Annotated in this window: 24 protein-coding genes, 1 tRNA gene and 1 pseudogene; 15 read left to right on the top strand and 11 right to left on the bottom strand. The window is 70.0% G+C overall.

Annotated elements, in window-relative coordinates; translation table 11 throughout:
* Window positions 1-18 precede the first annotated feature (18 nt).
* The 3 genes from AC067M_RS10365 (at window position 19) to AC067M_RS10355 (ending at window position 3809) form a co-directional block, all read left to right on the top strand.
* Window positions 19-1179, top strand: coding sequence for an FAD-dependent oxidoreductase (locus tag AC067M_RS10365; protein WP_478696584.1), 1161 nt, complete (start codon window positions 19-21; stop codon window positions 1177-1179).
* A gap of 90 nt (window positions 1180-1269) precedes the next feature.
* A complete protein-coding gene (locus tag AC067M_RS10360) occupies window positions 1270-2250 on the top strand; it encodes a zinc-binding dehydrogenase (protein WP_478696583.1) in 981 nt (326 codons plus the stop codon).
* 56 nt (window positions 2251-2306) lie between these two features.
* The gene (locus AC067M_RS10355; RefSeq protein ID WP_478696582.1) at window positions 2307-3809 is read left to right on the top strand and encodes an MFS transporter; all 1503 of its coding nucleotides are present in this window, start codon (window positions 2307-2309) and stop codon (window positions 3807-3809) included.
* Window positions 3810-3878: 69 nt separating this feature from the next.
* On the opposite strand, the gene AC067M_RS10350 is transcribed toward AC067M_RS10355, so the two are convergent.
* Window positions 3879-4544 carry a rhomboid-like protein gene (locus AC067M_RS10350; RefSeq protein WP_478696581.1) on the bottom strand — a complete coding sequence of 222 codons (666 nt, stop codon included), beginning with the start codon at window positions 4542-4544 and terminating at the stop codon, window positions 3879-3881.
* Between AC067M_RS10350 and AC067M_RS10345 the strand changes: the two genes are divergently transcribed.
* From AC067M_RS10345 to AC067M_RS10335, 3 genes are read left to right on the top strand one after another with little or no spacing between them, the layout of a single operon-like run.
* Complete coding sequence (locus tag AC067M_RS10345) at window positions 4543-5463, top strand: aminoglycoside phosphotransferase family protein (protein ID WP_478696580.1); 921 nt, start codon at window positions 4543-4545, stop codon at window positions 5461-5463. The genes AC067M_RS10350 and AC067M_RS10345 overlap by 2 nt on opposite strands.
* Before the next feature lie 9 nt (window positions 5464-5472).
* A complete protein-coding gene (locus tag AC067M_RS10340) occupies window positions 5473-5949 on the top strand; it encodes an N-acetyltransferase family protein (protein WP_478696579.1) in 477 nt (158 codons plus the stop codon).
* Window positions 5946-6956 carry a DUF4037 domain-containing protein gene (locus AC067M_RS10335; RefSeq protein ID WP_478696578.1) on the top strand — a complete coding sequence of 337 codons (1011 nt, stop codon included), beginning with the start codon at window positions 5946-5948 and terminating at the stop codon, window positions 6954-6956. The genes AC067M_RS10340 and AC067M_RS10335 overlap by 4 nt, the downstream gene beginning before the upstream one ends.
* Window positions 6957-6973: 17 nt before the next feature.
* Here the strand turns inward: AC067M_RS10335 and AC067M_RS10330 are convergent.
* Window positions 6974-7049 (bottom strand) — tRNA-Thr (locus AC067M_RS10330).
* A gap of 153 nt (window positions 7050-7202) precedes the next feature.
* On the opposite strand from AC067M_RS10330, the pseudogene AC067M_RS10325 reads away from it, so the two are divergent.
* The 5 genes and pseudogenes from AC067M_RS10325 to AC067M_RS10305 all read left to right on the top strand — a co-directional run.
* Window positions 7203-7529, top strand: a pseudogene (locus AC067M_RS10325) (zinc ribbon domain-containing protein); the annotation flags it as partial.
* Window positions 7530-7652, top strand: a complete 123-nt coding sequence (locus AC067M_RS10320) for a hypothetical protein (protein WP_478696577.1) — start codon at window positions 7530-7532, stop codon at window positions 7650-7652.
* A 400-nt stretch (window positions 7653-8052) separates the two neighbouring features.
* Entirely contained in the window at window positions 8053-9141 is a 1089-nt protein-coding gene (locus AC067M_RS10315; protein ID WP_478696576.1) for an ABC transporter ATP-binding protein, read from the top strand.
* A 237-nt stretch (window positions 9142-9378) separates the two neighbouring features.
* Window positions 9379-9834 (top strand): hypothetical protein, encoded by a 456-nt coding sequence (locus AC067M_RS10310; protein ID WP_478696869.1) that lies wholly within the window; start codon window positions 9379-9381, stop codon window positions 9832-9834.
* A gap of 49 nt (window positions 9835-9883) precedes the next feature.
* Window positions 9884-10615: a nucleotidyltransferase family protein gene (locus AC067M_RS10305; protein ID WP_478696575.1), complete on the top strand. Its 732-nt coding sequence runs from the start codon at window positions 9884-9886 to the stop codon at window positions 10613-10615.
* 136 nt (window positions 10616-10751) lie between these two features.
* Here AC067M_RS10305 and AC067M_RS10300 read toward each other — a convergent pair whose 3' ends face one another.
* From AC067M_RS10300 to AC067M_RS10275, 6 genes are all read right to left on the bottom strand, one after another.
* The gene (locus tag AC067M_RS10300; protein ID WP_478696574.1) at window positions 10752-12413 is read right to left on the bottom strand and encodes a DoxX family protein; all 1662 of its coding nucleotides are present in this window, start codon (window positions 12411-12413) and stop codon (window positions 10752-10754) included.
* A gap of 117 nt (window positions 12414-12530) precedes the next feature.
* Window positions 12531-13472, bottom strand: a complete 942-nt coding sequence (gene rlmB / locus AC067M_RS10295) for a 23S rRNA (guanosine(2251)-2'-O)-methyltransferase RlmB (RefSeq protein WP_478696573.1) — start codon at window positions 13470-13472, stop codon at window positions 12531-12533.
* Between the two features lie 98 nt (window positions 13473-13570).
* Window positions 13571-14971, bottom strand: a complete 1401-nt coding sequence (gene cysS / locus AC067M_RS10290) for a cysteine--tRNA ligase (RefSeq protein WP_478696572.1) — start codon at window positions 14969-14971, stop codon at window positions 13571-13573.
* Window positions 14972-15054: 83 nt separating this feature from the next.
* On the bottom strand, window positions 15055-15555 hold the full coding sequence (gene ispF / locus AC067M_RS10285) for a 2-C-methyl-D-erythritol 2,4-cyclodiphosphate synthase (protein ID WP_478696571.1): 501 nt from the start codon (window positions 15553-15555) through the stop codon (window positions 15055-15057).
* Window positions 15545-16360 carry a 2-C-methyl-D-erythritol 4-phosphate cytidylyltransferase gene (ispD, locus tag AC067M_RS10280; protein ID WP_478696570.1) on the bottom strand — a complete coding sequence of 272 codons (816 nt, stop codon included), beginning with the start codon at window positions 16358-16360 and terminating at the stop codon, window positions 15545-15547. The genes ispF and ispD overlap by 11 nt, the downstream gene beginning before the upstream one ends.
* A gap of 287 nt (window positions 16361-16647) precedes the next feature.
* A complete protein-coding gene (locus AC067M_RS10275) occupies window positions 16648-17130 on the bottom strand; it encodes a CarD family transcriptional regulator (RefSeq protein ID WP_003953493.1) in 483 nt (160 codons plus the stop codon).
* A 600-nt stretch (window positions 17131-17730) separates the two neighbouring features.
* Between AC067M_RS10275 and AC067M_RS10270 the strand changes: the two genes are divergently transcribed.
* Entirely contained in the window at window positions 17731-18396 is a 666-nt protein-coding gene (locus AC067M_RS10270) for a copper chaperone PCu(A)C domain-containing protein (RefSeq protein ID WP_478696569.1), read from the top strand.
* Window positions 18397-18629: 233 nt separating this feature from the next.
* On the opposite strand, the gene phoP is transcribed toward AC067M_RS10270, so the two are convergent.
* Both phoP and phoR read right to left on the bottom strand, forming a co-directional pair.
* Window positions 18630-19301, bottom strand: coding sequence for a two-component system response regulator PhoP (phoP, locus tag AC067M_RS10265; RefSeq protein ID WP_004000192.1), 672 nt, complete (start codon window positions 19299-19301; stop codon window positions 18630-18632).
* Window positions 19302-19306: 5 nt separating this feature from the next.
* Complete coding sequence (gene phoR / locus AC067M_RS10260) at window positions 19307-20725, bottom strand: two-component system sensor histidine kinase PhoR (protein ID WP_478696568.1); 1419 nt, start codon at window positions 20723-20725, stop codon at window positions 19307-19309.
* Between the two features lie 224 nt (window positions 20726-20949).
* Between phoR and phoU the strand changes: the two genes are divergently transcribed.
* The 3 genes from phoU to AC067M_RS10245 all read left to right on the top strand — a co-directional run bounded on the left by phoU (window position 20950) and on the right by AC067M_RS10245 (window position 23571).
* Complete coding sequence (phoU, locus tag AC067M_RS10255; RefSeq protein WP_478696567.1) at window positions 20950-21651, top strand: phosphate signaling complex protein PhoU; 702 nt, start codon at window positions 20950-20952, stop codon at window positions 21649-21651.
* Between the two features lie 516 nt (window positions 21652-22167).
* A complete protein-coding gene (locus AC067M_RS10250) occupies window positions 22168-22416 on the top strand; it encodes an SCO4226 family nickel-binding protein (protein WP_478696566.1) in 249 nt (82 codons plus the stop codon).
* 276 nt (window positions 22417-22692) lie between these two features.
* Entirely contained in the window at window positions 22693-23571 is an 879-nt protein-coding gene (locus tag AC067M_RS10245) for a GNAT family N-acetyltransferase (RefSeq protein ID WP_478696565.1), read from the top strand.
* Between the two features lie 257 nt (window positions 23572-23828).
* Here AC067M_RS10245 and AC067M_RS10240 read toward each other — a convergent pair whose 3' ends face one another.
* The gene (locus AC067M_RS10240; protein WP_478696564.1) at window positions 23829-24215 is read right to left on the bottom strand and encodes a VOC family protein; all 387 of its coding nucleotides are present in this window, start codon (window positions 24213-24215) and stop codon (window positions 23829-23831) included.
* Between the last annotated feature and the right edge of the window lie 78 nt (window positions 24216-24293).

Here is a 24293-nt window from a genome sequence, read left to right as displayed (position 1 = left end):
AGAGGGAGACCCCCAGCCATGCACCGCATCACCGTCATCGGCGGCGGCTTCGCCGGACTCACCGCGGCCATCACAGCCGCCGAGGCGGGCGCCAAGGTCACCATCCACGAGGCCCACCACACCCTCGGCGGACGAGCACGCACCGCCGAGGGCCCGTACCGCACGAACGACGGCCCGCACGCCCTCTACAACGGCGGCCCCCACTGGGCCTGGCTCAAGCAGCGCGACCTCATCGGCCCGCTCGCCCCGATCCCGCCCCTGGAAGCCGCCCGGATACGACTGCGCCACAAGGGCGTCCTGCGCCGCACCCCGCCCTTCGCGATGCTGAAACTGCTGCGCCACACCGCCCGACAGGCCCCCGTCGACGTCGACTTCATGACCTGGGCCACCCGACAGGCCGGCGAGGAAGGTGCCCTCGCCGCCTCCCACTACTCCGCCGTCGCCCTCTTCCACCACGACCCCGGCGCCCTGTCCGCCGCGTTCGTGCAGGAACGCCTGCGTCGCGCCACCAAGCTCCCGCCCGAGGCGCACTACCCGCGCGGCGGCTGGGCAAGCATGATCGACCGGATGGCCTCCCGCGCCTGGAACCTCGGCGTACGCATCGAGACCCTCTCCCGCGTCGACGCCCTCCCGACCGACACGCCCGTCGTCGTCGCCACCTCCCTCGCCGCCGCCCGCCGCCTCCTGGGGGACGACTCCCTGACCTGGCCGAGCGGCCGCACCGCCCTCGTCGACCTCGCCCTGCGGACCCGGCGCGGCGACGCCTTCGCCGTGTCCGACCTGGACCGGACCGGCTGGCTCGAACGGTTCACCGCCCAGGACCGCTCCCTCGCCCCGGCCGGCGAACAGCTCGTCCAGGGGCAGATCCCCCTCGCCCCGCACGAGACGAAGGCCGACGGCGTCGCCCGCGCCGAGCAACTCCTCGACCTGGCCTTCGACGGCTGGCGGGGCCGCGTCACCTGGCGGCGCGAGGCCACCGCGGACGGCCGCACCGGCGCCCTCGACCTGCCCGGCACCAGCTGGCGCGACCGTCCGGCCGTGGACCGCGGCGACGGCGTCTACCTCGTCGGCGACCAGGTCGCCGCCCCCGGCGTGCTGTCCGAGGTGTCCTTCAACAGCGCCCTCACAGCCGTGTCCCTGGCACTGGGCCGGCACACCCTTGACCTCAAGCAAGCTTGAGGTTGAAGAGTGGGGGCTCGGCAAGAGATCCGCCAACGGACATGAGCTCCGCGAACGGACGAGAGATCCAACGCACCGGGGGAGCCCCACATGCGCGCCATCCGCCTGCACGCCTTCGGCCCGGCCGAGAACCTCACCCACGAGGAGGTCGAGGACCCGCAGCCGGGCCCGGGCCAGGTCCGTATCGCCGTCGAAGCGGCCGGAGTCCACCTCCTGGACACCGCCGTACGCGAAGGCATACAGGGCCCCCTGCCCGAGCTGCCCGCCCTCCCCACCATCCCCGGTCGCGAGGTCGCCGGCACCGTCGAATCCCTCGGCGAGGGCGTCGCCGCCCTCTGGCTCGGCAAGCGCGTCGTCGCCCACCTGGGCTTCGCCCCCGGCGGCTACGCCGAACTGGCCGTCACCGATGTCGACCGCGTCCACGAGACCCCCGCCGACCTCGACGACGCCCAGGCCGTCGCCATGATCGGCACAGGCCGTACGACGATGGGAATCGTGCAGTTCACCGAGCTCGGCCCCGACTCGGTGGCCGTCGTCCCGGCGGCCGCGGGCGGCATCGGCACCCTCCTCGTCCAGTACGCGAAGAACGCCGGCGCCACCGTCATCGGCCTCGCCGGAGGCCCCGAGAAGGTCGCCCGCGTCCAGGCGAACGGCGCCGACCTCGCCGTCGACTACAACGACCCCACCTGGCCCGCAAAGGTCCGCGCCCACCTCGGCGGCAGGCCCGCCACCGTCGTCTTCGACGGCGTCGGCGGCGACATCACCCCGGAGGCCGTCGCCCTCCTCGGCCCCGGCGGACAGCACCTCGTCTTCGGCTGGTCGGGCCAAGGCCTGCACGACAGCACCCGCCACTTCGTGGAAGGCGTCTCCGAGCAGGTCCTCGGCCCCGTGATGATGCGCAAGGCGGGTGGCCCCAGCCCCCTGCGCACCCTCGAACTACGCGCCCTCACCGAAGCCGCCGCCGGCCGCCTCACCCCGGCCGTACACCGCTTCCCCCTCGCCGAGGCAGCCGCCGCACACCGGGCCCTTCAGACCCGCGCGACGATCGGAAAGGTGGTACTGGAGCCATGACCAGGCACAAGAAACCCGGGGATGCAATACACCCCGATTCATGGTCTTCTGGCCGGATGAGTGTCGCCCGATCAGGTGAACCCGGCCCGGCGACCGATGCCGACCCCCGCCGCTGGTGGGGCCTGGTCGTCATCGCCCTCGCCCAGCTGATGGTCGTCCTCGACGCGACCATCGTGAACATCGCCCTCCCCTCCGCCCAGGCCGACCTCGGCATGTCCGACGGCAACCGCCAGTGGGTCATCACCGCCTACACCCTCGCCTTCGGCGGCCTGCTCCTCCTCGGCGGACGCATCGCCGACCTCGCCGGCCGCAAACGCACCTTCGTCATCGGCCTCATCGGCTTCGCCGCCGCCTCCGCACTCGGCGGCGCCGCCACCACCGACGGCATGCTCTTCGGCGCCCGCGCCCTCCAGGGCGTCTTCGCCGCCGTCCTCGCCCCCTCCGCCCTCAGCCTCCTCACCACCACCTTCACCGACCCCAAGGAACGCGGCAAAGCCTTCGGCATCTACGGCGCCCTCGCCGGCAGCGGCGCCGCGATCGGCTTCATCGTCGGCGGCCTGCTCACCGAATACCTCAACTGGCGCTGGTGCCTCTACGTCAACGTCCCCATCGCCATCGCCGCCGTCCTCGGCGCCTTCGCCCTCCTCCACGACCGCCCCGGCCACCCCGGCGCCCGCCTCGACGTACCCGGCGCCCTCCTCGGCTGCGGCGGACTCGTCGCCATCGTCTACGGCTTCAGCGAAGCCGAACCCCGAGGCTGGAGCGACCCCCTCGTCCTCGGCCTCCTCGCCGCAGGAGTCGCACTCCTCGCCACCTTCGTCTGGTGGCAGAGCAGGGCACCCATGCCCCTGCTCCCCCTGCACATCATCAAGGACCGCAACCGCGCCGGCTGCTTCCTCACCATGGCCCTCGCCGTCATCGGCATGTTCGGCCTGTTCCTCTTCATGACCTACTACCTCCAGGTCATCCTCGGCTACTCCCCCGTCAGAACAGGCCTCGCCTTCCTCCCGCTCACCGCCGCCATCATCATCGGCTCCACCCAGATCTCCGCCCGCCTCCTGCCACGCGTCGCCCCCCGCATGCTCATGGTCCCTGGCATGATCCTCGCCGCCGGCGGCATGCTCATCCTCACCCGGATGACCGTCGACTCCTCCTACACCACCGAAATACTCCCCGCCCTTCTCCTCGTGGGCCTCGGCATGGGCCTCACCTTCATGCCCGTCTTCGCCACCGCCACCGCAGGAGTCGCCCCCCAGGACTCCGGCGTCACCTCCGCCACCGTCAACACCTCCCAACAAGTCGGCGGCTCCATCGGCACAGCCCTGCTCAACACCATCGCCACCACCAGCAGCGCCACCTACATCACCACCCACCTCACCGACCCCACCCAGAAAGCCCTCATCACCCGCGAAGGCATCGTCCACGGCTACACCGTCGCCATCGCCTGGGCGGCCGCCATCATGCTCCTCGCCGGCCTCATCGCAGGCCTCATGGTCACGACGAAGCCCCCGAAGCACGGGGCGCCCGCGGAGCCGGCGGTACCGGAATCAGTGGCCTGAGACGAAGGGCGCGGCGCCCCCCCTCACACATCAGGCACGCGCACCTCGGTGCCGCTGCGCCACCCGAACTCATGGGCGGACGCCATCCCTGAGCGTGCGCAGTGTCTCCTTCGGATTCCACGGTTCTCCACGGCCCCGCGTCAGCGGATGGCAGGCCAGACCGATCAGCAGGGCGGTGACATGTCCGAAGTCGGTGAAGGTCCCACTCACGGCCAGCGGCACCGCGTACACCGCGAACACACCCGCGAGATGGGCCAGCCGCCACGGCATCGCGATGCGGTACGTCAGGACGCCCATGATCCCGGCGAGGGCATAACTGACGCCGATGTCGAGGGCGTCGACCGACGAGAACGGTGCCCGGCCCTCCCAGATCGCCAGCAGCACCGCGCCCTCGCTGATGAGCGTCGCCAGGATGTGCGCGGCCAGACACACCACCAGCCAGCGCACCGTGCCCAACCAGCGTTCCGCCGGCGCGTGAAAGAGGCTGTAGAGCACGACGTACGGCAGCCAGATCCCGCCGTCGATCAGCATCGCGCTCGCGAACAGCACGCGTAGCGGGTTCTGCGACAGCCCGCTGATGTTCGTCGACCGCTCCCGCAGGAACTCGTGCTCGAACTCCGGCGACATGTGGTGCACGGCCACGGTGGTCACGAACAGCATTCCCAGCCACACGTACGTTCCGGGGGCGCCGCGGACGTACGCCACGACCCGGTACAGGCCCGCGGAAATTCGCATGAGCCGATTCACGCACGCCAGTATCGTCCGGCCCGTGATTGACATTCCGGGCGGGCTGGCGGAGGCACAGGAGAAGTACAACGGTGAGGCGGGACGCGCGTTCGTCGCGGGGCTGCCGGAACTGGCGGCCGGCTTTCTCGACAGCTGGGAGCTGCGGCTCGACGGTCCGGCGATGCATGGCGTGTCCGCTCTGGTCCTGCCGGTCGTCTCCGCCGCCGACGGCACCCGGGCCGTGCTCAAGCTGCAACTCCTGGACGAGGAGAGCGAGGGGGAGCCGGTCGCGCTGCGCCTGTGGGACGGCGACGGGGCGGTGCGGCTGCTGCGACTCGACGAGCCGACGGGCACGATGCTCCTCGAACGCCTCGATGCGACCCGCATGCTCTCCCACCTGCCGGACGTCCACGAGGGCGTCCTCGTCATCGCCCGCCTGCTGGCCCACCTGACGTCGTTCCCGGCACCGCCGGGAATGCGCCGCCTCGGCGACATCGCCCACGCGATGCTGGAGCAGACCCCCTCAGCCCTCGACCGCGTCCCCGCCCCGGAGGCCCGACGCCTGATCGCCGACTGCGCGGCCGCCGTACGCGAGGTCGTCCACGAACCCGGCGACCGCCTCCTGCACTGGGACCTGCACGACGAGAACGTCCTCGTCTCCGACCGCGCCCCCTGGCTCGCCATCGACCCCAAACCCCTCGCCGGGGACCCCGGCTTCGAACTCTGGCCCGCCCTCGCCAACCGCTTCGACGCCGACGACATCCTCTGGCGTTTCGACGCCATGACCGACGTACTCGCCCTGGACCGCGAACGGGCACGGGCGTGGACCCTCGGCCGACTGCTGCAGAACTGCCTCTGGGACATCGAGGACGGTCGCGAACTGGACGAGGAACACCTCGAGATCGTCCGCTGCCTGCGGCACGGTTAGTCTCCCGGAATGATCCGCACCGCGACCCCCGCCGACGTCCCCACCCTCCACACCCTCATCCGCGAGCTGGCCGACTACGAGAAGGCCCCTCACGAGGCGAAGGCGACCCCGGAGCAGCTCCACGACGCCCTCTTCGGCGACCATCCCGCCGCCTACGCCCACATCGCCACCGACGACTCCACCGGCGAGGCGGTCGGCTTCGCCCTGTGGTTCCTCAACTTCTCGACGTGGCGCGGCGTCCACGGCATCTACCTCGAAGACCTCTACGTCCGCCCCGAGGCCCGCGGCGGCGGCCACGGCAAGGCCCTCCTGACGGAACTCGCCCGCATCTGCGTGCAGCGCGGCTACGAGCGCCTGGAGTGGTCCGTCCTGAACTGGAACCGCCCGGCGATCGACTTCTACGAGGCGCTGGGGGCGCGTCCGCAGGACGAATGGACGGTGTACCGCCTCACGGACCAAGCACTCAAGACCCTAGGAGCCCCATGACCACACCACCCCCCTTCCTCCCCGGCCTCGAACTCTCCCGCCGCTTCTACCTCGAAGCCGTACGCCCCCTCCTCGACGCGGCCCTCCCCCACACCCCCCACTCGGCCGCCCGCCTCGGCCCCGGCTCCGAAGTCCTCGGCTACGACACATCCCGCTCCGCCGACCACGAATGGGGCCCACGCCTCCAGCTCTACCTCCACCCGGACGACGCCCGCGAGCACGGGAGCCGGCTGAACACCCTCCTCTCCGAACGCCTCCCGAAGACCTTCCTCGGCCACCCGACGCACTTTGCGGCGACGGGCGAGGACCCGGTCAAGGACATCCGCGTCATGGCGATGACCGACGGCCCGGTCCACCACCGCGTCGAGATCACCGACGCGACCTCATGGTTCACGGCTCAGCTCGGCTTCGACCCGACGGCCGAGATCACCACGGAGCACTGGCTCACCACCTCCACCCAACGCCTGGCCGAGCTCACCTCGGGCGCGGTCTTCCACGACGGCCTGGGCGCACTCACCCCCATCCGCACAACGCTCCGCTGGTACCCCCACGACGTCTGGCTCCAGGTCCTGGCCCGCCACTGGCAGAGCGTCTCCGACGAAGAAGCGTTCGTCGGCCGCTGCGGCGAGGTCGGCGACGAACTGGGCTCCGCCGTGGTCGCCGCCCGCCTGACCCGCGACCTGATGCGCCTGTGCCTCCTCATGGACCGCCGCTACCCGCCCTACAGCAAGTGGCTGGGCACCGCCTTCACCCGGACCCCGACGGGCCGCCGCCTCACTCCGGTGCTGACGGCGGCCCTGGCGGCCACGGACTGGCGGACGCGGGAGCGGCACCTTGGTGAGGCGTACGAGGCGGTGGGCGCACTGCACAACCAGCTCGGGCTGACCGCGCCGGTCGATCCGACGACACGGCCGTATCACAGCAGGCCGTTTCGGGTGCTGCACGCGGAACGGTTCGCCGAGGCACTGCTAGCGGAAACAAAAAAGCCCAGGTCAGAAGACATCTGACCTGGGCTTTCCTGTTGAGCCCCCTGTCGGATTCGAACCGACGACCTGCTGTTTACAAGACAGCTGCTCTGGGCCGGACTGAGCTAAGGAGGCACCACGCACCACAACGCCGCGCGCGAAGGCGGCTCCACTGTACACAGCGCCCGTTCTCCCAGGCCACGAAGTTTCACCTTCACACGACCTCAAAGACTGTGCGTAACCATCCGTGCACCCGTTCGTTGATCGGTCTGACGTGCTGTTCCGAAGATCGGACCGTCGAGGACATGGGGGAGTCGGCGGAGAAGCCGAAGCCGGAAGCCGTGGTCGGCGAGGAAGCCGAGCACATCAAGCGGAAGGCGGCGAAAAGCGAAGCTGAACGAGGCAATCCGCGATGCCTCGTGGGGCGAACTGCTGCGCCAGCTGCGCTACAAGTGCGAGTGGTACGGCCGGACTCTGGTGATCGTCGACCGCTTCTTCCCGTCGACCCGGCGATGCTCGGCATGTCACGTGAAGGGGCCGCATATGGATGTCTCGGTCCGGCAGTGGACATGCGCCGAATGCGGTGTGGTCCATGACCGGGATGTGAACGCGGCCGTGAATCTCCGAGACGAGGGGATGCGGCTGTACTGGCTGGTGGCGGCCGGTCTGCCGCCGGGGAAGAAGGCACCGGTGATGATCAAGGCGTCGGAGCTGGAGAAGTGTTTGTCGGCTGCGTAGGCGGCTAGGGTCTTTCGGTTGGATCAGGCCGGACCCCGCGAGCCCGGCATGATCCAAACGAGAGGCCCTAGTGCGTTTCGGGCCGACGGGCCGTCGGCCGGAATGCCTGTGGAGCGCGTGTAAGACCGTTCGGACAAGGCTCGCCAGGGCCCTGTGCGGGTGGCGGTGTGTGATGAAGCAGGAAGCGATGCAGGTCAAAAGTGCGTTGCTCTGCCCCTCTCGAAAATTTCCGCGAAGTTCACAGCCCCACAACTACTGACACACGCGCGATCGCCAGGTACCGTCCTGACCCAGTTCACGTGTGTGGACTACACCACGGCGGGCTGTCCGCCGAGGCTCACCACCTTCCTACAACGGATCGTCCGGCACGTTCCTGCCGGTAGAAGGGGGCCCATTCACCATGGCCACTGTCTCGTTCGACAAGGCGACCCGGGTCTACCCGGGTTCCACGAAGCCCGCCGTAGACGCGCTCGACATCGAGATCGAGGACGGGGAGTTCCTCGTTCTGGTCGGCCCGTCCGGCTGCGGTAAGTCGACCTCGCTCCGCATGCTCGCCGGGCTCGAGGACGTGAACGCCGGCGCGATCCGTATCGGTGACCGTGACGTCACGCACCTGCCGCCGAAGGACCGGGACATCGCCATGGTGTTCCAGAACTACGCGCTGTACCCGCACATGACGGTCGCCGACAACATGGGCTTCGCGCTCAAGATCGCCGGTGTGAACAAGGCGGAGATCCGGCAGAAGGTCGAGGAGGCCGCGAAGATCCTCGACCTGACCGAGTACCTGGACCGCAAGCCGAAGGCGCTCTCCGGTGGTCAGCGTCAGCGTGTCGCCATGGGTCGCGCGATCGTGCGTGAGCCGCAGGTGTTCCTCATGGACGAGCCGCTGTCCAACCTGGACGCCAAGCTCCGTGTCTCGACGCGTACGCAGATCGCGTCGCTGCAGCGCCGTCTCGGCATCACCACCGTCTACGTCACCCACGACCAGGTCGAGGCCATGACGATGGGCGACCGTGTGGCGGTCCTCAAGGACGGTCTGCTCCAGCAGATCGACACCCCGCGCAACATGTACGACAAGCCCGCGAACCTCTTCGTCGCCGGCTTCATCGGTTCCCCGGCCATGAACCTGGTCGAGGTCCCGATCGCCGACGGCGGTGTGAAGTTCGGCAAGTCGGTCGTTCCGGTGCAGCGTGACGCGCTCTCCGCCGCCACCGACAAGACCGTCACGGTCGGTGTCCGCCCTGAGCACTTCGACGTGGCCGGTGCCGACGCGGAGCTGGGCCTCGCGGTGACCGTGAACGTGGTCGAGGAGCTGGGTGCCGACGCGTACGTCTACGGCACCGCCAAGGTCGGCGCCGACTCCAAGGACCTCGTCGTCCGTGTCAGCGGCCGTGACGTGCCGGAGAAGGGCAGCACGCTGCACGTCGTGCCGCGCGCCGGTGAGACCCACGTGTTCTCGACGTCCACGGGCGCGCGTCTCTCCGACTGACGCGTCACGCTTCGAGCGGTACAACCCCGGGTGAATTCACCCGGGTTGACGAAGAGGGCCCCGCAGGCTGCTGCGGGGCCTTTTCCGTTGCGCGACAAATACCCCGGCAGACCGGTCATTTCGAGCGGCGTGCGTCAACCCCGTACCTAGAAAGAGGGACGCTCTCATCACCCGTATCGGTGACTGAATGTCTTCGAAACACTACCGGGCGCTACCCTCACTCGCGTGAAGCACTCCGTGAAGCACTCCACCACTCAGCTGCCGCGACGCGGCCGGGGCCCCGCCCGCCGGATCGGCCGCTCCCTCGCCCTCGTCCTGCCCGTCGTCCTGGTGCTCTCGGGGACCCTCGCGGTCACCCGGGTCAACTGGTCGGGGAACCCCTCGGACTCGGTGCTCACCGCCTCCGACGTCTCCGCCCCGGACCGCACCTCCCGCTCCGCCCCGCGCGCCCCTGAGGACGTGCTGCGCGACCAGCTCCTGACCGAGTTGCAGGAGAAGGACCCGGGTGTCGCTCTGACCCACCTCCAGGAAGCGGTGAACGAGCGTCCGTCGCTGGCCGAGCACTGCGTCTCCATCGCCCGTGCCCTCGGCCGGGCCGCGGTCCGTGTGTACGGGCCGACTCGGGCGCAGTCGTTCGCCCGGCCGGTCTGTGACACGTCCTTCGCGACGGGGGTGGCGGCCGCGCACGTCTGAGCACGCGTACAGGCGCAGTCCCGGGCGGGGCGCCACGTACAGTTCGGTCATGACCGATCCGCACGTGGCGTCCCGCCCCACGCAAGCCGTGATCCTGGCCGGTGGCCAGGGGTCGCGGCTGCGTCCCTACACTGACGACCGGCCCAAGCCGATGGTCGAGATCCCCGGTACGGGGACGCCGATCATCGGTCATCAGATCACCTGGCTCGCCGAGGAGGGCGTGACCGATGTGGTGGTCTCGTGCGGTCATCTCGCCGGTGTCCTGCAGAAGTGGCTCGAGGCGGCCGAGCTGCCGGTGTCGGTCTCGACGGTCGTCGAGACGGAGCCGCTGGGCCGCGGTGGTGGTCTGAAGTACGCGGCCGGGCATCTTCCGCATCCGGACCGGCCCTGGTACGCCACCAACGGCGACATCTGGACGCGTTTCTCGCTGCGCGAGATGGCGGACTTCCACACCGAGCGCGATGCGGTCGCGACCCTGGCGTTGGCACGGCCGCGCATTCCGTGGGGTGCGGTGAAGACGGACGGGTTCGGGCACATCACGGACTTCATCGAGGCGCCGCCGTCGACGTTCGAGATCAACGCGGGTGTGTATGTCTTCTCCCCCGAGTTCTCGGGGCTTCTGCCGGAGCGGGGGGACCATGAGCGGACGACGTTTCCGCATCTGGCCCGTGAGCGGCGACTGGCCGGCTTTCCGCTTCCGCAGGGCGCGTATTGGCGTGCGATCGACACGGCGAAGGATTTGACGGAGGCGGCGAAGGAGCTGGCTGCTTTGGGGCGTTGAGGGCCGCGTCCTTGAAGGGGCGCGCCGCACGCACCGTACGTCGAAGGGTCCCGCACATCATCGTGCGGGACCCTTCGTCGTGTGGGCCGGGGTGTTCAGCCGGCAGGCGTGCCCAGCATCCCGCCCACCGGCTCGGTTACCCCAACAGGCCGCCTACGAGGCCGGACTGGCCCGAGGAGGAGCTGCCGCCGGAGCCGCTGGAGCCGCCCGACGGGCCGCCGGTGGCGGTGCCTCCGGAGGTGGGGCCGGAGGTGGTGCTGGGGGCCTGACCGGCGGGGGTGGTCTGCTGGGGCGGGGCCTGGCCGGTGGTGCCCTGGGTTTCGCTGGGGGTGCCGCCGGTGGCGGTGCCGGTGTCGCGGGTGGCGCCAGGGGTGGTGGCGGCGTCGGAAGGCGTGGTGCCCGCGGTGGCGCCCTGGGTGGGTGAGGTGGACGCGGACGGGCTCTGGCGCTGTTCGCGCTCGGCGGGGTCCTGTGGGAGCGGGGAGCCGGGCTGTTCGTTGCGGGGGGCTTCGCCGGGGCGGGGGACGACGATGCGGTCGGCGTCACGGACGGCGCCGCCGAGGAGAGAGCCGACGAGGAGAGTGAGGCCGGTGACGACGGTGGTGACGAGGGCGCCGCGGCGCAGGACGTAGCGGCGGAGTTCCCAGAGGTCGGAGCGGGGGCCGAGGCGGCGCCAGGCTCCGGCGGCGAGGCGGCCGTCGATGGAGTAGACGGGGGCGCCGGCGATGATCAGGGGGGACCAGGCGGCGAGGTAGATGAAGTCGGGGGTCTCGTAGACCGGGACGGTCTTCCAGCTGACGGTGACGATGAGGGCGGCGGAGAGCAGGGCTCCGCCGATGGCGGCGACGCGCTGCCAGCAGCCCAGGACGGTGAGGACGCCGACGATGACCTGGAGGAAGGCGAGGACGAGGCCGGAGCCGACGGGGTGGTGGAAGGCGAACTGGCGGAGGGGTTCGGCGACTTCCCAGGGGTGGAGGGTGTTGAGCCACTTCACCATGGAGCCGCGTTTGCCGCCGTCGAAGTAGACGGGGTCGCACAGTTTGCTCATGCCGGCGTAGATGGAGATGAAGCCGAGCAGGACCCGCAGCGGGAGCAGGACCACGCCGAGGTTCATACGGCGGCCGGGGTAGTAGGCGTGCCGGGCGGGGTCGTCGCTCTGGCGTCTGCCGTGCGGCCGGGGGCGGGTGTCCGCCTCGTCGGTTTCCTCGCGGGTGTCGAACTGCGAGGCGGTGTAGGGGGGTTCGCCGTAGGCGCTGCCGGTGGTGCGCATGTTCGGCAGGAGCGAGGTGTCGCCGGAGCCGTAGGTGCGTTGGGCGCCGACGACGGGGGTTGCGACGGTCTGGTCGAGGTCGGCGTAGCCGTCGTCGGGGTAGCCGCCGTGGGTGTCGACGCGGGGGATGACCTGGGTGGCTCCGGCGTCGGTGGTGGGTTGGTCATGGCTGACGCTGCCGGCCCGCACGGCTTGGAGCAGCCGGTGGGCGCCGGTGTCGTCGGGGGCGGACCTGCCGCTCCAGACGACGGGGCGGCGGCGCGTGCTGTCGGCCGCGCCCGCTCTGCTCGTCGTGCCGACGACGGGCATGCGGGCGGTGTCCTGGGTGGCGCTCAGGTGCCGTGCGATCCGCTGGGATGGTCCGCCGCGCCGGGTCGATGCGCCCAACTGCACGCGGAAGCTCGCGTGATTGACGATGACCTGCGCCGGATCGCTCGGCACCTTCACCATGCTCAGCGCGGGAGCGTCGTCGTATCCCGACGAGCGGTCCCCCGTGGGTGTGCGGGGTGTTCTGGTGTCCACACTCATCTAACCGAGTGACGTGTCGTTAGGACACTGTCTTGACTCGGCGGATCTGTCCGGACCCCGTCAAGGTTGCCCTCCTCGCCGGAATTGACCCGTTCCGGTGAATCTACGGACGTGCGTTCAGGCCCGCCGACGAGAGGCTTCGTACAGCACGATCCCCGCCGCCACACCCGCGTTGAGGGACTCGGCGCCGCCGGGCATCGGGATGCGGACGCGGAAGTCGCAGGTTTCGCCGACGAGGCGGGACAGGCCCTTGCCCTCGCTGCCGACGACGATGACGACGGGGCCCTCCAGGGCTTCCAGGTCGCCGAGTTCGGCCTCTCCGTCGGCGGCGAGACCGACGACGGTGACGCCGGCCTTCTGGTAGGCCTCCAGGGCGCGCGTGAGGTTGGTGGCGCGGGCGACGGGCGTACGGGCGGCCGTGCCGGCGGAGGTCTTCCAGGCGCCGGCGGTCATGCCGGCCGCGCGCCGCTCGGGGACGACGACGCCGTGGCCGCCGAAGGCGGAGACGGAGCGGACGACGGCCCCGAGGTTGCGCGGGTCGGTGACGCCGTCGAGGGCGACGATGAGCGCGTCGGTGCCCTCGTCGTGGGCGGCGTCGAGGAGGTCCTCGGGGTGGGCGTACTCGTAGGGCGGGACCTGCAGGACGAGGCCCTGGTGGTTGAGGCCGTTGGTCATGCGGTCGAGCTCGGGGCGGGGGGCCTCCATGAGGTTGATGCCGCCGCGTTCGGCCGCGAGCTGGAGTGCTTCGCGCACACGCTCGTCGTTGTCGATGAACTGCTGGACGTAGAGCGTGGTGGCGGGTACGCCCTCGCGCAGCGCCTCGAAGACGGGGTTGCGGCCGACGACGAGTTCGGATGTGGACTTCCCGCCTCGGCCGCGTGGCGCGGGGCGGCGCGCGGTCTGCTTCGCCTTGGAGGTGGCGATGCGGTTCTTCTTGTGTCCCTTGCGCATCTCGGCGGGGGGCGTGGGGCCCTTGCCCTCGAGGCCTCGGCGTCGCTGGCCGCCACTGCCGACCTGCGCGCCCTTCTTGCCGGACATGCGACGGTTGTTCGCGGCCATGACCTACCTGTCTCTGTGGTGCGTCGGATACGTACGTCTATGAAGTGTGCCGCCCGGCTGCCCGGGCGGCACAATCGATCAAGATTCCGGGCTCGGGCTCAGCGTGGGCCGAGGCTCCACCGGGGCCCCTGGGGGCTGTCCTCGATGACGAGTCCGGACTGGTTGAGCTGGTCGCGGATGGCGTCCGCGGTGGCCCAGTCCTTGCGGGTGCGGGCGGCTTCGCGCTGGTCGAGCACGAGGCGTACGAGGCTGTCGACGACGCCGTGGAGGTCGTCGCCGCGGTCGATCTCGCCGGCCCAGTGCGGGTCGAGGGGGTCGAGTCCGAGGACGCCGAGCATGGCGCGCACCTCGGCGAGGCGGGCGACGGCGGCTTCCTTGTCGTCGGCGGCGAGGGCGGAGTTGCCCTGTCGGACGGTGGTGTGGACGATGGCGAGGGCCTGGGGGACGCCGAGGTCGTCGTCCATGGCGTCGGCGAAGGCGGGCGGTACTTCGGCGGCGGGTTCGACGACTCCCCCGGCCTTCTCGACGACGCGCTGCACGAAGCCCTCGATGCGGGCGAACGCGGACTCGGCCTCGCGCAGCGACTCCTCGCTGTACTCGATCATGGAACGGTAGTGCGGGGTGCCGAGGTAGTAGCGCAGGACGATGGGCCGCCACTGCTTGACCATCTCGCTGACGAGGACGGAGTTGCCGAGCGACTTGGACATCTTCTCGCCGCTCATGGTGACCCAGGCGTTGTGCACCCAGTACTCGGCGAACTCGTCGCCGTAGGCCTTGGCCTGGGCGATCTCGTTCTCGTGGTGCGGGAAGATCAGGTCGAGTCCGCCGCCGTGGATGTCGAAGGCGGTGCCGAGGTACTTGTGGGCCATGGCGGAGCACTCGAGGTGCCAGCCGGGCCGGCCCCTGCCCCACGGCGTCTCCCAGCTGGGCTCGCCGGGCTTGACCGCCTTCCACATGGCGAAGTCGCGGGGGTCGCGCTTGCCGGTCTCGCCCTCGCCGGACGGCTGGAGGAGGTTGTCGAGCTCCTGGTTGGACAGGCGCAGGTACTCCGGGAAGGAGCGCACGTCGAAGTACACGTTGCCGTCGGCCTCGTAGGCGTGCCCGCGCTCGATGAGGCCGCGCATCATCTCGATCATCTCGGGGACGTGCCCGGTGGCGCGGGGTTCGTACGTCGGGGGCAGGCAGCCCAGTGCCTGGTAGCCGTCGTTGAACGCGCGCTCGTTGTCATAGCCGATGGCCCACCAGGGGCGGCCCTGGTCGGCCGACTTGACGATGATCTTGTCGTCGATGTCGGTGACGTTGCGGATGAACGTCACGTCGTAGCCGCGGTGGGCGAACCATCGGCGCATGATGTCGAAGTTGAGGCCCGAGCGGATGTGCCCGATGTGCGGTGCCGCCTGCACGGTGGCGCCACAGAGGTAGATCGAGACGCAACCCGGCTTGAGCGGGGTGAAGTCACGGATCTGCCGGGCGCTGGTGTCGTACAGGCGAATAGTCACCACTCCAGAGTAGTGGGCCGGTGGAAGTGCCTTGCGTCGGTTCCGGCCAAGGGGCGCGTTTTTGTGACCTGTATGCCGCGGTCTCAGTCCGTACGGGCTACCAGCGCCGTGGCGACGGCCATCAGGCCCTCGCCGCGGCCGGGGAATCCGAGGCCGTCCGTGGTGGCGCCGGACACCGAGACGGGGGCGCCCGCCGCGTCGGAGAGGATCTTCTGGGCCTCGTCGCGGCGCTTGCCGATCTTCGGGCGGGGTCCGACGACCTGGACGGCGATGTTCCCGATCCGGAATCCGGCCGCGCGGACGATACGGGCGGCCTCCGTCAGCAGGGTTACGCCGGAGGCGCCGGACCACTCGGGCCGCCCGGTGCCGAAGTGCTGTCCCAGGTCGCCGAGCCCGGCTGCGGAGAACAGCGCGTTGCAGGCGGCGTGGGCGACGACGTCGGCGTCGGAGTGCCCGGCGAGGCCGGGGCCTTCGCCCTCCCATTTCAGTCCCGCGCACCACAGTTCGCGGCCGTCCTCGAAGGCGTGGATGTCGGTGCCGATGCCCACCTGGGGCAGCGGGAAGTCGGACGCCTCAGAAGCCATCGGTGAGCCTCCTGCGCGTCAGGACCGCCTCGGCGAGGAGGAGGTCGAGGGGGCGTGTCACCTTGAAGGCCTCCTCGTGGCCCGGTACGACCACGACCCGCAGCCCCAGCCGTTCGACCATGCCGGCGTCGTCGGTGACGTCGTCGGTCACCGTCTCGTGGGCGTGGATCAGGGTCGCGCGGTCGAAGCCCTGGGGTGTCTGGACGGCGCGCAGCCGGGCCCGTTCGGGTGTGGCGACGACCGGTTCGGGGTCGCCGGCGACGGTGGCGGGCTCGACCTCCTTGACGGTGTCGGCGAGGGGCAGCGCGGGGACGACGGCCTGGGCGCCTTCGCGTACGGCCTCGATCACGGTGTCCACGGTGTCGACGGGGACGAGCGGGCGGGCGGCGTCGTGGACGAGGACGATGTCGTAGTCGGGGGGCAGTGCGTCGAGGCCGAGCTTCACGGACTCCTGGCGGGTGTCGCCGCCGGGGACGACGAGGAAGTCGGTGCGCTCGGGCAGGGCGTGCGCGTCGAGCAGGCTCTTGACCTCGGCGGCGCCCTCGGGCGGAGCGACGACCACCACGAGGGAGACGGCCCGGGAGGCGGCCATCGCGCGGACCGCGTGGACGAGCATGGGGGTGCCGTTCAGCGCGCGAAGCGCCTTGGGGGCGCCCGGGCCGAGCCGTACGCCCCGGCCGGCGGCCGGGATCACTGCGGCGGTGCGGGCGGTCGAACGGGCCGCCTGGCCGGTGCTCGTACGGGCTGCCGCGCCGGTGCCCGTGGGGGCTGCTTGCGCGGGCGAAGGTCGCGAATCGTCAGACATCGGTTCCTGTCAGGTTTGTGTGCTCGGCCTAGTTGGGTATGGCCTGGGCGTACCCCGCGCTCGCCAGGCTCGGGGGAGTGCCGGGCGCGACGCCTTGACCGGACCCTTCCGTGACACCGGTCGAGAGAGCCGCCCGGGCCCGGCACGCCAAGTATCGGGGGGCCCCACCTCGGCGTACGGCATCTGAGCGCGAACATGCCGCAGCGCCCGGCGACAGCAAAAACGTCATCGGGCACCGCGGCATTTCGATGTGCTGAGTGCTGAGCAGAGGCTGGCTTGCGCCTGCGTCAGGACGCGAGGACCTCGTCGAGCAGCGCCTCGGCCTTGTCCTCGTTGGTGTTCTCCGCGAGGGCGAGCTCGCTCACCAGGATCTGGCGGGCCTTGGCGAGCATGCGCTTCTCACCCGCGGACAGCCCGCGCTCGCGCTCACGACGCCACAGGTCACGCACGACTTCCGCGACCTTGATGACATCGCCGGAGGCGAGCTTCTCAAGATTTGCCTTGTAGCGACGGGACCAGTTCGTGGGCTCCTCGGCGTATGGCGCGCGCAGCACCTCGAAGACCCGGTCCAGCCCATCCTGACCGACCACATCACGCACGCCGACGAACTCCGCATTGTCCGCTGGCACACGCACTGTCAGGTCACCCTGGGCGACCTTCAGCACCAAGTAGGTCTTGTCCACGCCTTTGATCTGGCGAGTTTCGATAGCCTCGATCAGCGCGGCCCCGTGATGGGGATAGACCACGGTGTCGCCAACCTTGAACGTCATGTGACAGGTACCCCTTCCGTGGCTATCCAGAGTAACACGGATACGGCGTCTACTGAATGGCGTTTTCGCAGGTCAGGGCATATCTCGGGGCTTGACAACAGCAACATGGACGTGCTGCGCGAGGCGATCGGAAGCAGGTATTCGCAGGTGGGACGTGCTGTCCGGTGGAGGTGAAACGCGTACGTTACACACATCCGGAGGCTCCTCCAGGCGGCCGAACATCCCCAAATGTCCGGTTCCAAGTGCTCGACTTCCGCTACTCCGTTCGGTGCGCGGAGTGGGATACGAGACGAATCAAGAATTGATCACGATCGCTCGGTGATCAATTCTTCGGGTGATCACGCATTCGTTCACGGAAGATTTGCGAGCCGGGGCCTTATGACAATGTCGGCCGTCTGAGTGATCAAAGTGACTCCAGGGTCACTTGTGGCCTGTGGTGATGGTCGGACGACCGCCTGCATGAGGGAAGCCGACGGCTCGGGGGAGGGTCGGGTGCGGCGGCGCGAGGACGGCTCGGTAACCTAAGGGCCGCTGACTGACCCTTAGGGCTGCTTTACAAGGACGAAGCGGCCCCCGTGCGTTCAAGGAGTTGCCGCCGCCGTGAGCAGCAGCCTTCGACGCGGCGCCCTCGCCGCTTCCGCCATCGCGTTCTCGATCGCCTCGCTCGCCGCCTGCGGCGCCGGCAACAACTCCCAGACGCTGGAGATCAAGCCGGACAACGCGGCCACCAGCGTCGGCGACATCAAGATCCAGAACGCGGTCGTCATCACCCGGTCCGAGCCGGAGTCGACCGGCCCCGCCGCGATCTCCGCCACCGTGTTCAACAGCGGCGGCACCGCGCAGACGCTGGACTCGATCACCGTGGACGGCGTCGACAAGCCCGTCGAGATCAAGCCCGCCAAGGGCAACGGCAAGCTGAGCATCCCGGCCGGCGGCTCGGTCGTCATCGGCGGCGCGAACAACGCCTCCGCCGTGGTGGCGGGCATCGGTGAGGCCGTCGCGGACGGCAACGCCCAGAAGGTCACCTTCACCTTCAGCAAGACCGGGGACGTGAGCCTGCGCGCCTTCGTCGTCCCGTCCGACAGCTACTTCTCCAAGTGGGGCCCGAGCGAGGTCCCGTCGGCTCCGGGCGCCTCCGCGTCCCCCTCGGGCTCGCCCTCCCCGAGCGGCTCCCCCGCGACCAGCGGCTCGCCCTCCCCGTCCGGCTCGCCCTCCGGGTCGGCGTCCCCGAACGCGACGGCTACGGAGTCTGCGGCGGGCCACTGAGCGGCCGTACACGCGAAAGGGCGGGACCTCTTCGGAGGTCCCGCCCTTACTTCGTATGCGTGCGGCCTACGGCCTACGGCTCGAACTTGTAGCCGAGCCCCCGCACCGTCACCAGGTACCGCGGCGCCCCCGGGTCGGGTTCGAGCACCATCCGCGACGCACTCCTCGCACCGCTACGCGGGCTTCGGAGCGCTGCGCCGGACTCCGCCCGGCGGCTCGCCGCCAAGGCCCGTCTACGGCTCGAACTTGTAGCCGAGCCCCCGCACCGTCACCAGGTACCGCGGCGCCCCGGGGTCGGGTTCGATCTTTGCGCGGAGGCGCTTGACGTGGACGTCGAGGGTCTTGGTGTCGCCGACGTAGTCGGCGCCCCAGACGCGGTCGATGAGCTGCATGCGGGTGAGGACGCGGCCGGCGTTGCGCAGCAGCATCTCGAGGAGGTCGAACTCCTTGAGGGGGAGGTCGACCTTGGAGCCGGAGACCGTCACGACGTGTCTGTCGACGTCCATGCGGACCGGGCCCGCCTCGAGGGCGGCCGGGGTGACCTCCTCGGGCTCGCCGCGGCGGCGCAGCACGGCGCGGATACGCGCGACCAGTTCCCGTGAGGAGAACGGCTTGGTGACGTAGTCGTCGGCCCCTATTTCCAGGCCGACGACCTTGTCGATCTCGCTGTCCTTGGCGGTCACCATGATCACGGGGACGTTGGAGCGGCCGCGCAGCTGGCGGCAGACCTCCGTACCGGGCAGCCCCGGCAGCATCAGGTCGAGGAGGACGAGGTCGGCGCCGTTGCGCTCGAACTCGTCGAGTCCGTCGGGGCCCGTGGTCGCGACGGCGACCTCGAAGCCCTCCTTGCGGAGCATGTACGACAGGGCGTCGGAGAAGGACTCCTCGTCCTCGACGACGAGCACACGGGTCACGGAAGGACCTCCGGGGCGGAAAGCGTTTCGTACGCGGTTGAGTCGGGGGGTGAGTCGTGGGACTGGGACCGGGACCGGGACGGTGCGGCGGACCGCCCGGCCCCGATGTCCCCGGTGTCCCGGGTGTCCTCGTCGTAGTCGTCGTTGTCGGCGTCGAGGTCGGAGTCGAGGTCGGGGTGCTGCTGGGCCCGGTCGCGGGCGGCGCCCGCCTCCGGCAGCCGCAGGGTGAACGTGGAGCCCTGTCCCTCTGAGCTCCACACCGTGACCTCCCCGCCGTGCGAGGCGGCCACGTGCTTGACGATCGCCAGCCCGAGGCCCGTACCGCCGGTGGCGCGGGAGCGGGCCGGGTCGACGCGGTAGAAGCGCTCGAAGATGCGCTCCTTGTCCTTGTCGGAGATGCCGATGCCCTGGTCGGTGACGGCGATCTCGATCAGGTCGCCGCCGGGCGTGGGCACCCTGCGGGCCGCTATGCCGACGCGGGTGCGGGCGGGCGAGTAGTTGACGGCGTTCTCGACGAGGTTGCCGAGAGCCGCGGCCAGCTGGCCGCGGTGGCCCCAGACGTGCAGCTCGCCGGTGCCCGTGAGGCGTCCGTCGTCGCCCTCGGCCGAGGGCGACGCGGGCGGGGCGGGTGGCGCGGGCCGGATCGAGGCGGCCATGGTGATCTGCTTGGTGCCCGCCGCGTGCCGGCAGCGGTCGATGGCCTCGGCGACCAGTTCGTCGACGCGCACCGGCTCGGCGTCCTCAAGTGGGTCGTCGTTCTGGACCCGGGAGAGGTCGATGAGCTCCTGCACGAGGCTGGTCAGGCGGGTCGCCTCGATCTGCATGCGTCCGGCGAAGCGCTGCACGGCCTCCGGCTCGTCGGAGGCGTCCATGACAGCCTCGGACAGGAGGGAGAGCGCGCCGACGGGGGTCTTGAGCTCGTGGCTGACGTTGGCGACGAAGTCGCGCCGTACGGCCTCGATGCGCCGGGCCTCGGTGAGGTCCTCGACGAGCAGGAGGACGAGCCGGGAGCCGAGGGGTGCCACGCGTGCGGAGACGGCGAGTGCCTCGCCGCGGCCGGTGCCACGCCGGGCCAGGTCCAGTTCGACCTGGCGTATCTCCCCATCGCGCCGGGTGTCGCGGGCCATCTGGAGCATGGGTTCGACGGAGAGCTTGCCGCCGCGGACCAGTCCGAGGGCGTACGCGGCGGAGCTGGCCTTGACGACGGCGTCGGCCTCGTCGAGGACGACGGCCGAGGAGCGCAGCACGGACAGGACGGTGTCCACGCCGGGCGGAAGCACCGGGTCCGTGTGCAGGGAGGTACGCGTCGGACGCGCCTGCTCCCGCTCGCTCCAGCGGAACGCCAGCATGGCGATCACGCCGGTGAGCACCCCGGCGATCGCTGCCGCTGCGGCGACCGCCGCGTTCACGTCCATGCGTCCAGGTTAGGCATGGGATACCGCCCGGCCACAGCCATCCGGCTGCGACCTCGAACACTCGTCGCCCAGAGTTCACCTTGGAGCCAGTAATGGTTCATTTGGGGTGGCGGAAACAGACGCGTACGGGCCAGAACGTGGGAGCGTGGGGTTCGCACCGCCGGTTTCGCGCCGGAGCCCCGGCCCCCGGAACCCCCGAAGAACACGTACGAGAGGGAACCCTGATGCGGGACGCGTACCACGAGGAACTGGATTCGATCGGCGACGGTCTGGTGGAGATGGCCCGGCTGGTCGGGTCGGCCATCGGGCGCGCCACGACGTCCATCCTCGACTCCGACCTGAAGCTCGCCGAGACAGTGATCGAGGGCGACAAGAAGGTCGACGATCTGCAGCACGACCTGGAGGCGCGGGCGATAGCGCTGCTGGCCCGGCAGCAGCCGGTGGCGACGGACCTGCGGATCGTGGTCACCTCGCTGCGCATGTCGGCGGACCTCGAGCGTTCGGGCGACCTGGCCCAGCACGTGGCGAAGCTGGCGCGACTGCGTTTCCCCGAGCGTGCGATCCCGCACGACCTGCACGCGACCATCCTGGAGATGGGCCAGCTCGCGCAGCGTCTGATGGCGAAGGCGGCGGAGGTCATCATCACGAAGGACGTCGACCTGGCGCTCCAGCTGGAGACGGACGACGACGCGATGGACCTGCTGCACCGCACGCTCTTCCAGCACCTGATGGACGACCGTTGGAAGCACGGCATCGAGACGGCCGTCGACGTGACGCTGCTCGGCCGCTACTACGAGCGGTTCGCCGACCACGCGGTGGCGGTCGCCAAGCGTGTGGTGTTCCTGGTGACGGGTGAGCACGCGGACGAGCTGCAGGCGGACGTACAGCCGGAGATCCAGCCGGTGGCGGGGGCGGAGGGGCTGTAAGCCCGCTGGTCCTGCTGGTTCCTTCTCTGCCTCCTTCTGGGGTGAAAAGGTGGCTGTCCGGGGCGCGCAAGAGCCTCAGTGCGCCGTTGATGCGCCCAGCGTGGCGGGCGTCCAATGGACACAGGCACCAGCTCGGGGGTGCCGTCAGTCAAGGAGGAACCCATGGCCGATTCCCCCAGCACCACTCCCGACCCCACCCAGGAACGCCAGACCGAACAGCCGACCGAGACGAGGGCCCTGCCCTTGCTCGCGGCGTGCGGCTGCGGCTCGGGGTGCGGGTGCGGGTGCCAGTCGGGCAACCCGTGTCAGTGCGGGTGAGGTGGCAGATCTCGTACGTGGGAAAGCGGTAGATCCTCGTACGGGGAAAAGCCGTAGATCTCGTACGACGGTGAAGGGCCCCGGCGCGTCGGCCGGGGCCCTTCCTGCTGCGGTCGCCCCGCCGGTGGCACGGGCGCACGATGGAGGCAGTAGGGAACAGAGACCGATGAGCGCACCGGCGGAAGGAGGCGCGACGTCATGCCCAAGTTCATGGACGTCCACCACGGTATGAACGGGATCACGGCCGAGCAGCTGCGCGAGGCGCACCAGGCCGATCTCGCCATAGAAGGCGATGAGAGCGTGCACTTCGAACGCGCCTGGGCCGACCCGGACTCCGGCATCGTCTACTGCCTCTCCGAGGCCCCCTCGGCCGAGGCGGTCCAGCGCATCCACGAGCGCACCGGCCACATGGCCGACGAGGTGCATCCGGTGCCGCTGTCGGTGTAGCCGCGGGTGCTAGGTGTATTGATCACGAGCGTTGCGCCGTTCGCTATGAGGCAACCGTACTGGTCGCGGCCATCAACGAGTGGCTGTGAGCGGCATGGTCGCACCGCCTTCAGTTAACCCTTTGCCGAGGAGGCGATGGGCCAGCTAAGTTCGCCCAGCCGTCCATGTCGTTCCGGACCGGCACTGTCGACGAGGAGGTGTGGAGCACATGCGCAGGAGTGCCCAGCAGTTGAGCCCGCGTACTGCCCTTTGCCACCTCCTCACGACGGAGACACCTTGTCGCTCCGCATCACCCCACTGACCGACCCCGCTCACGGGGCGCACAGCCGACGCCTTGCATGGCTGGCGTCCGACGCCGATTCCATCCCCGTCGGGACGGCCTTTCTGCGCCTGTTCGATGGCGGACAAGAGCACCTGGCCGAACTGACCCTCCACGTCCACCCCGTGGAGCGGCGCAAGCGCGTCGGCTCCCGGCTCCTCGACGCTGCCGTGTCCGCCGCCCGGGACAACGCCCGACGCTGCGTTGTCGCGCAGGCCGAGGCCGGATCACCCGGCGATCACTTCCTGCCGGCCCGCGGCTTCCGCAAGGTGCTCACCCTGAGGTTCGCCCGCCTGCCACTGGCCGGCGTGGATGCCACCGCCCTCGCCGAGATCATCGAGCGTCCGCATCCCGGCTACCGGCTGGCGTCATGGCAGGGAACCGTCCCTGACGACCTCGCCCAGACGTTTGCCGCCTCACGCCGGGCCATGGACGACATGCCCATGGACGACACCGACTACGGCATTGTGGTCTGGGACGTGGACCGGGTCCGGGCCGCGGCGAAGGCCGTTGAAGATCGCGGCGACCAGCTGCACACGGTCGTTGCCATCGACACCTCCAACGACTCGATCGCCGGGTTCACAGAACTCGTCGTCCCCGGCAACGGCACGGGTGATGGTCAGCACTACGGCACCGGCGTGCTGCCCGAACACCGCGGACACGGCCTAGGCCGATGGATGAAGGCCGAGTCGATCCGACAAGCCCACGGGCGCTATCCAGACCTCGGCGGCCTCCTGACCGACACCGCCGACAGCAACACGCACATGAGACACATCAGCGACAGCCTCGGCTACGTGCCCACACACACGACACTCCAGTACCAGCTCGACCTATAGGGGCGAGAGCACGGGCCGGACCTGGGCATCACTTGGTCCGGCCCGTCGGCACTTTCACAACAGGCCCTAGCTAGGGCCTGTCGTCTGGATCACGCCGCAGACGCGGGGTCTGGCACGCACCTCTGCCGCGTTGTCGTCGGTTGCCGATGCTCCGCATCGACGCCCTCCTCCGCCTTGCAGAGGCACGCACCAGACCCCGCTCACCGGCGTCGAACAGCCCCCGTCACTTCCCTGCGACCTGATCCAAACGAAAGGCCCTAGGGGCGGATGTACGGCCGCGTCATGATCTCCATGTTGTGACCGTCGGGGTCGTCGAAGTACGCGCCCCGGCCACCGAACAGCCGGTTGACCTGCCCGGGTTCGGTGTGGCTGGGATCGGCGTAGTAGGTGACGCCGACGGCCTCCAGGCGGCCGATCATCGCGTCGAACTCGGTGTCGGGGACGAGGAACGCGTAGTGCTGAGCCTGGATCGGCTCGTCCCGCTTCTCGTAGTAGTCGAGGGTCACGCCGTTGCCGAGGTCGACGGGCAGGATCGGCCCGAACGGAGCGCCGACCCGTAGTCCGAGGATCGCGGCGACGAACTCGGCGGACAGATGGCGGTCGCTGGCGTAGACGGCGGTGTGGTTCAACTGGACGGAAGGCATGATGCTGGTATCTCCGGGTCGATGAGCTGCTGTTGGAACACGACACGACACGGAGAAAACGGTGGCGCTCGCGCCCGC

It is taken from the genome of Streptomyces sp. NPDC043427 (assembly GCF_056436655.1).
Note: the sequence above shows the minus strand (reverse complement) of the source record. Positions and strands in the feature narration are given on the sequence as shown.

Coding starts and splice junctions, on each gene's coding strand:
- AC067M_RS10340 (WP_478696579.1), top strand. CDS start 5,473: ATGATCCGCACCGCGACCCCCGCCGACGTCCCCACCCTCCACACCCTC.
- AC067M_RS10275 (WP_003953493.1), bottom strand. CDS start 17,130: ATGACGTTCAAGGTTGGCGACACCGTGGTCTATCCCCATCACGGGGCC.
- rlmB (WP_478696573.1), bottom strand. CDS start 13,472: ATGGCCGCGAACAACCGTCGCATGTCCGGCAAGAAGGGCGCGCAGGTC.
- AC067M_RS10300 (WP_478696574.1), bottom strand. CDS start 12,413: ATGAGTGTGGACACCAGAACACCCCGCACACCCACGGGGGACCGCTCG.
- AC067M_RS10365 (WP_478696584.1), top strand. CDS start 19: ATGCACCGCATCACCGTCATCGGCGGCGGCTTCGCCGGACTCACCGCG.
- AC067M_RS10350 (WP_478696581.1), bottom strand. CDS start 4,544: ATGCGAATTTCCGCGGGCCTGTACCGGGTCGTGGCGTACGTCCGCGGC.
- AC067M_RS10360 (WP_478696583.1), top strand. CDS start 1,270: ATGCGCGCCATCCGCCTGCACGCCTTCGGCCCGGCCGAGAACCTCACC.
- AC067M_RS10250 (WP_478696566.1), top strand. CDS start 22,168: ATGCCCAAGTTCATGGACGTCCACCACGGTATGAACGGGATCACGGCC.
- AC067M_RS10355 (WP_478696582.1), top strand. CDS start 2,307: ATGAGTGTCGCCCGATCAGGTGAACCCGGCCCGGCGACCGATGCCGAC.
- ispD (WP_478696570.1), bottom strand. CDS start 16,360: ATGTCTGACGATTCGCGACCTTCGCCCGCGCAAGCAGCCCCCACGGGC.
- phoR (WP_478696568.1), bottom strand. CDS start 20,725: ATGGACGTGAACGCGGCGGTCGCCGCAGCGGCAGCGATCGCCGGGGTG.
- AC067M_RS10240 (WP_478696564.1), bottom strand. CDS start 24,215: ATGCCTTCCGTCCAGTTGAACCACACCGCCGTCTACGCCAGCGACCGC.
- AC067M_RS10315 (WP_478696576.1), top strand. CDS start 8,053: ATGGCCACTGTCTCGTTCGACAAGGCGACCCGGGTCTACCCGGGTTCC.
- AC067M_RS10335 (WP_478696578.1), top strand. CDS start 5,946: ATGACCACACCACCCCCCTTCCTCCCCGGCCTCGAACTCTCCCGCCGC.
- AC067M_RS10345 (WP_478696580.1), top strand. CDS start 4,543: ATGAGCCGATTCACGCACGCCAGTATCGTCCGGCCCGTGATTGACATT.
- ispF (WP_478696571.1), bottom strand. CDS start 15,555: ATGGCTTCTGAGGCGTCCGACTTCCCGCTGCCCCAGGTGGGCATCGGC.
- AC067M_RS10305 (WP_478696575.1), top strand. CDS start 9,884: ATGACCGATCCGCACGTGGCGTCCCGCCCCACGCAAGCCGTGATCCTG.
- phoU (WP_478696567.1), top strand. CDS start 20,950: ATGCGGGACGCGTACCACGAGGAACTGGATTCGATCGGCGACGGTCTG.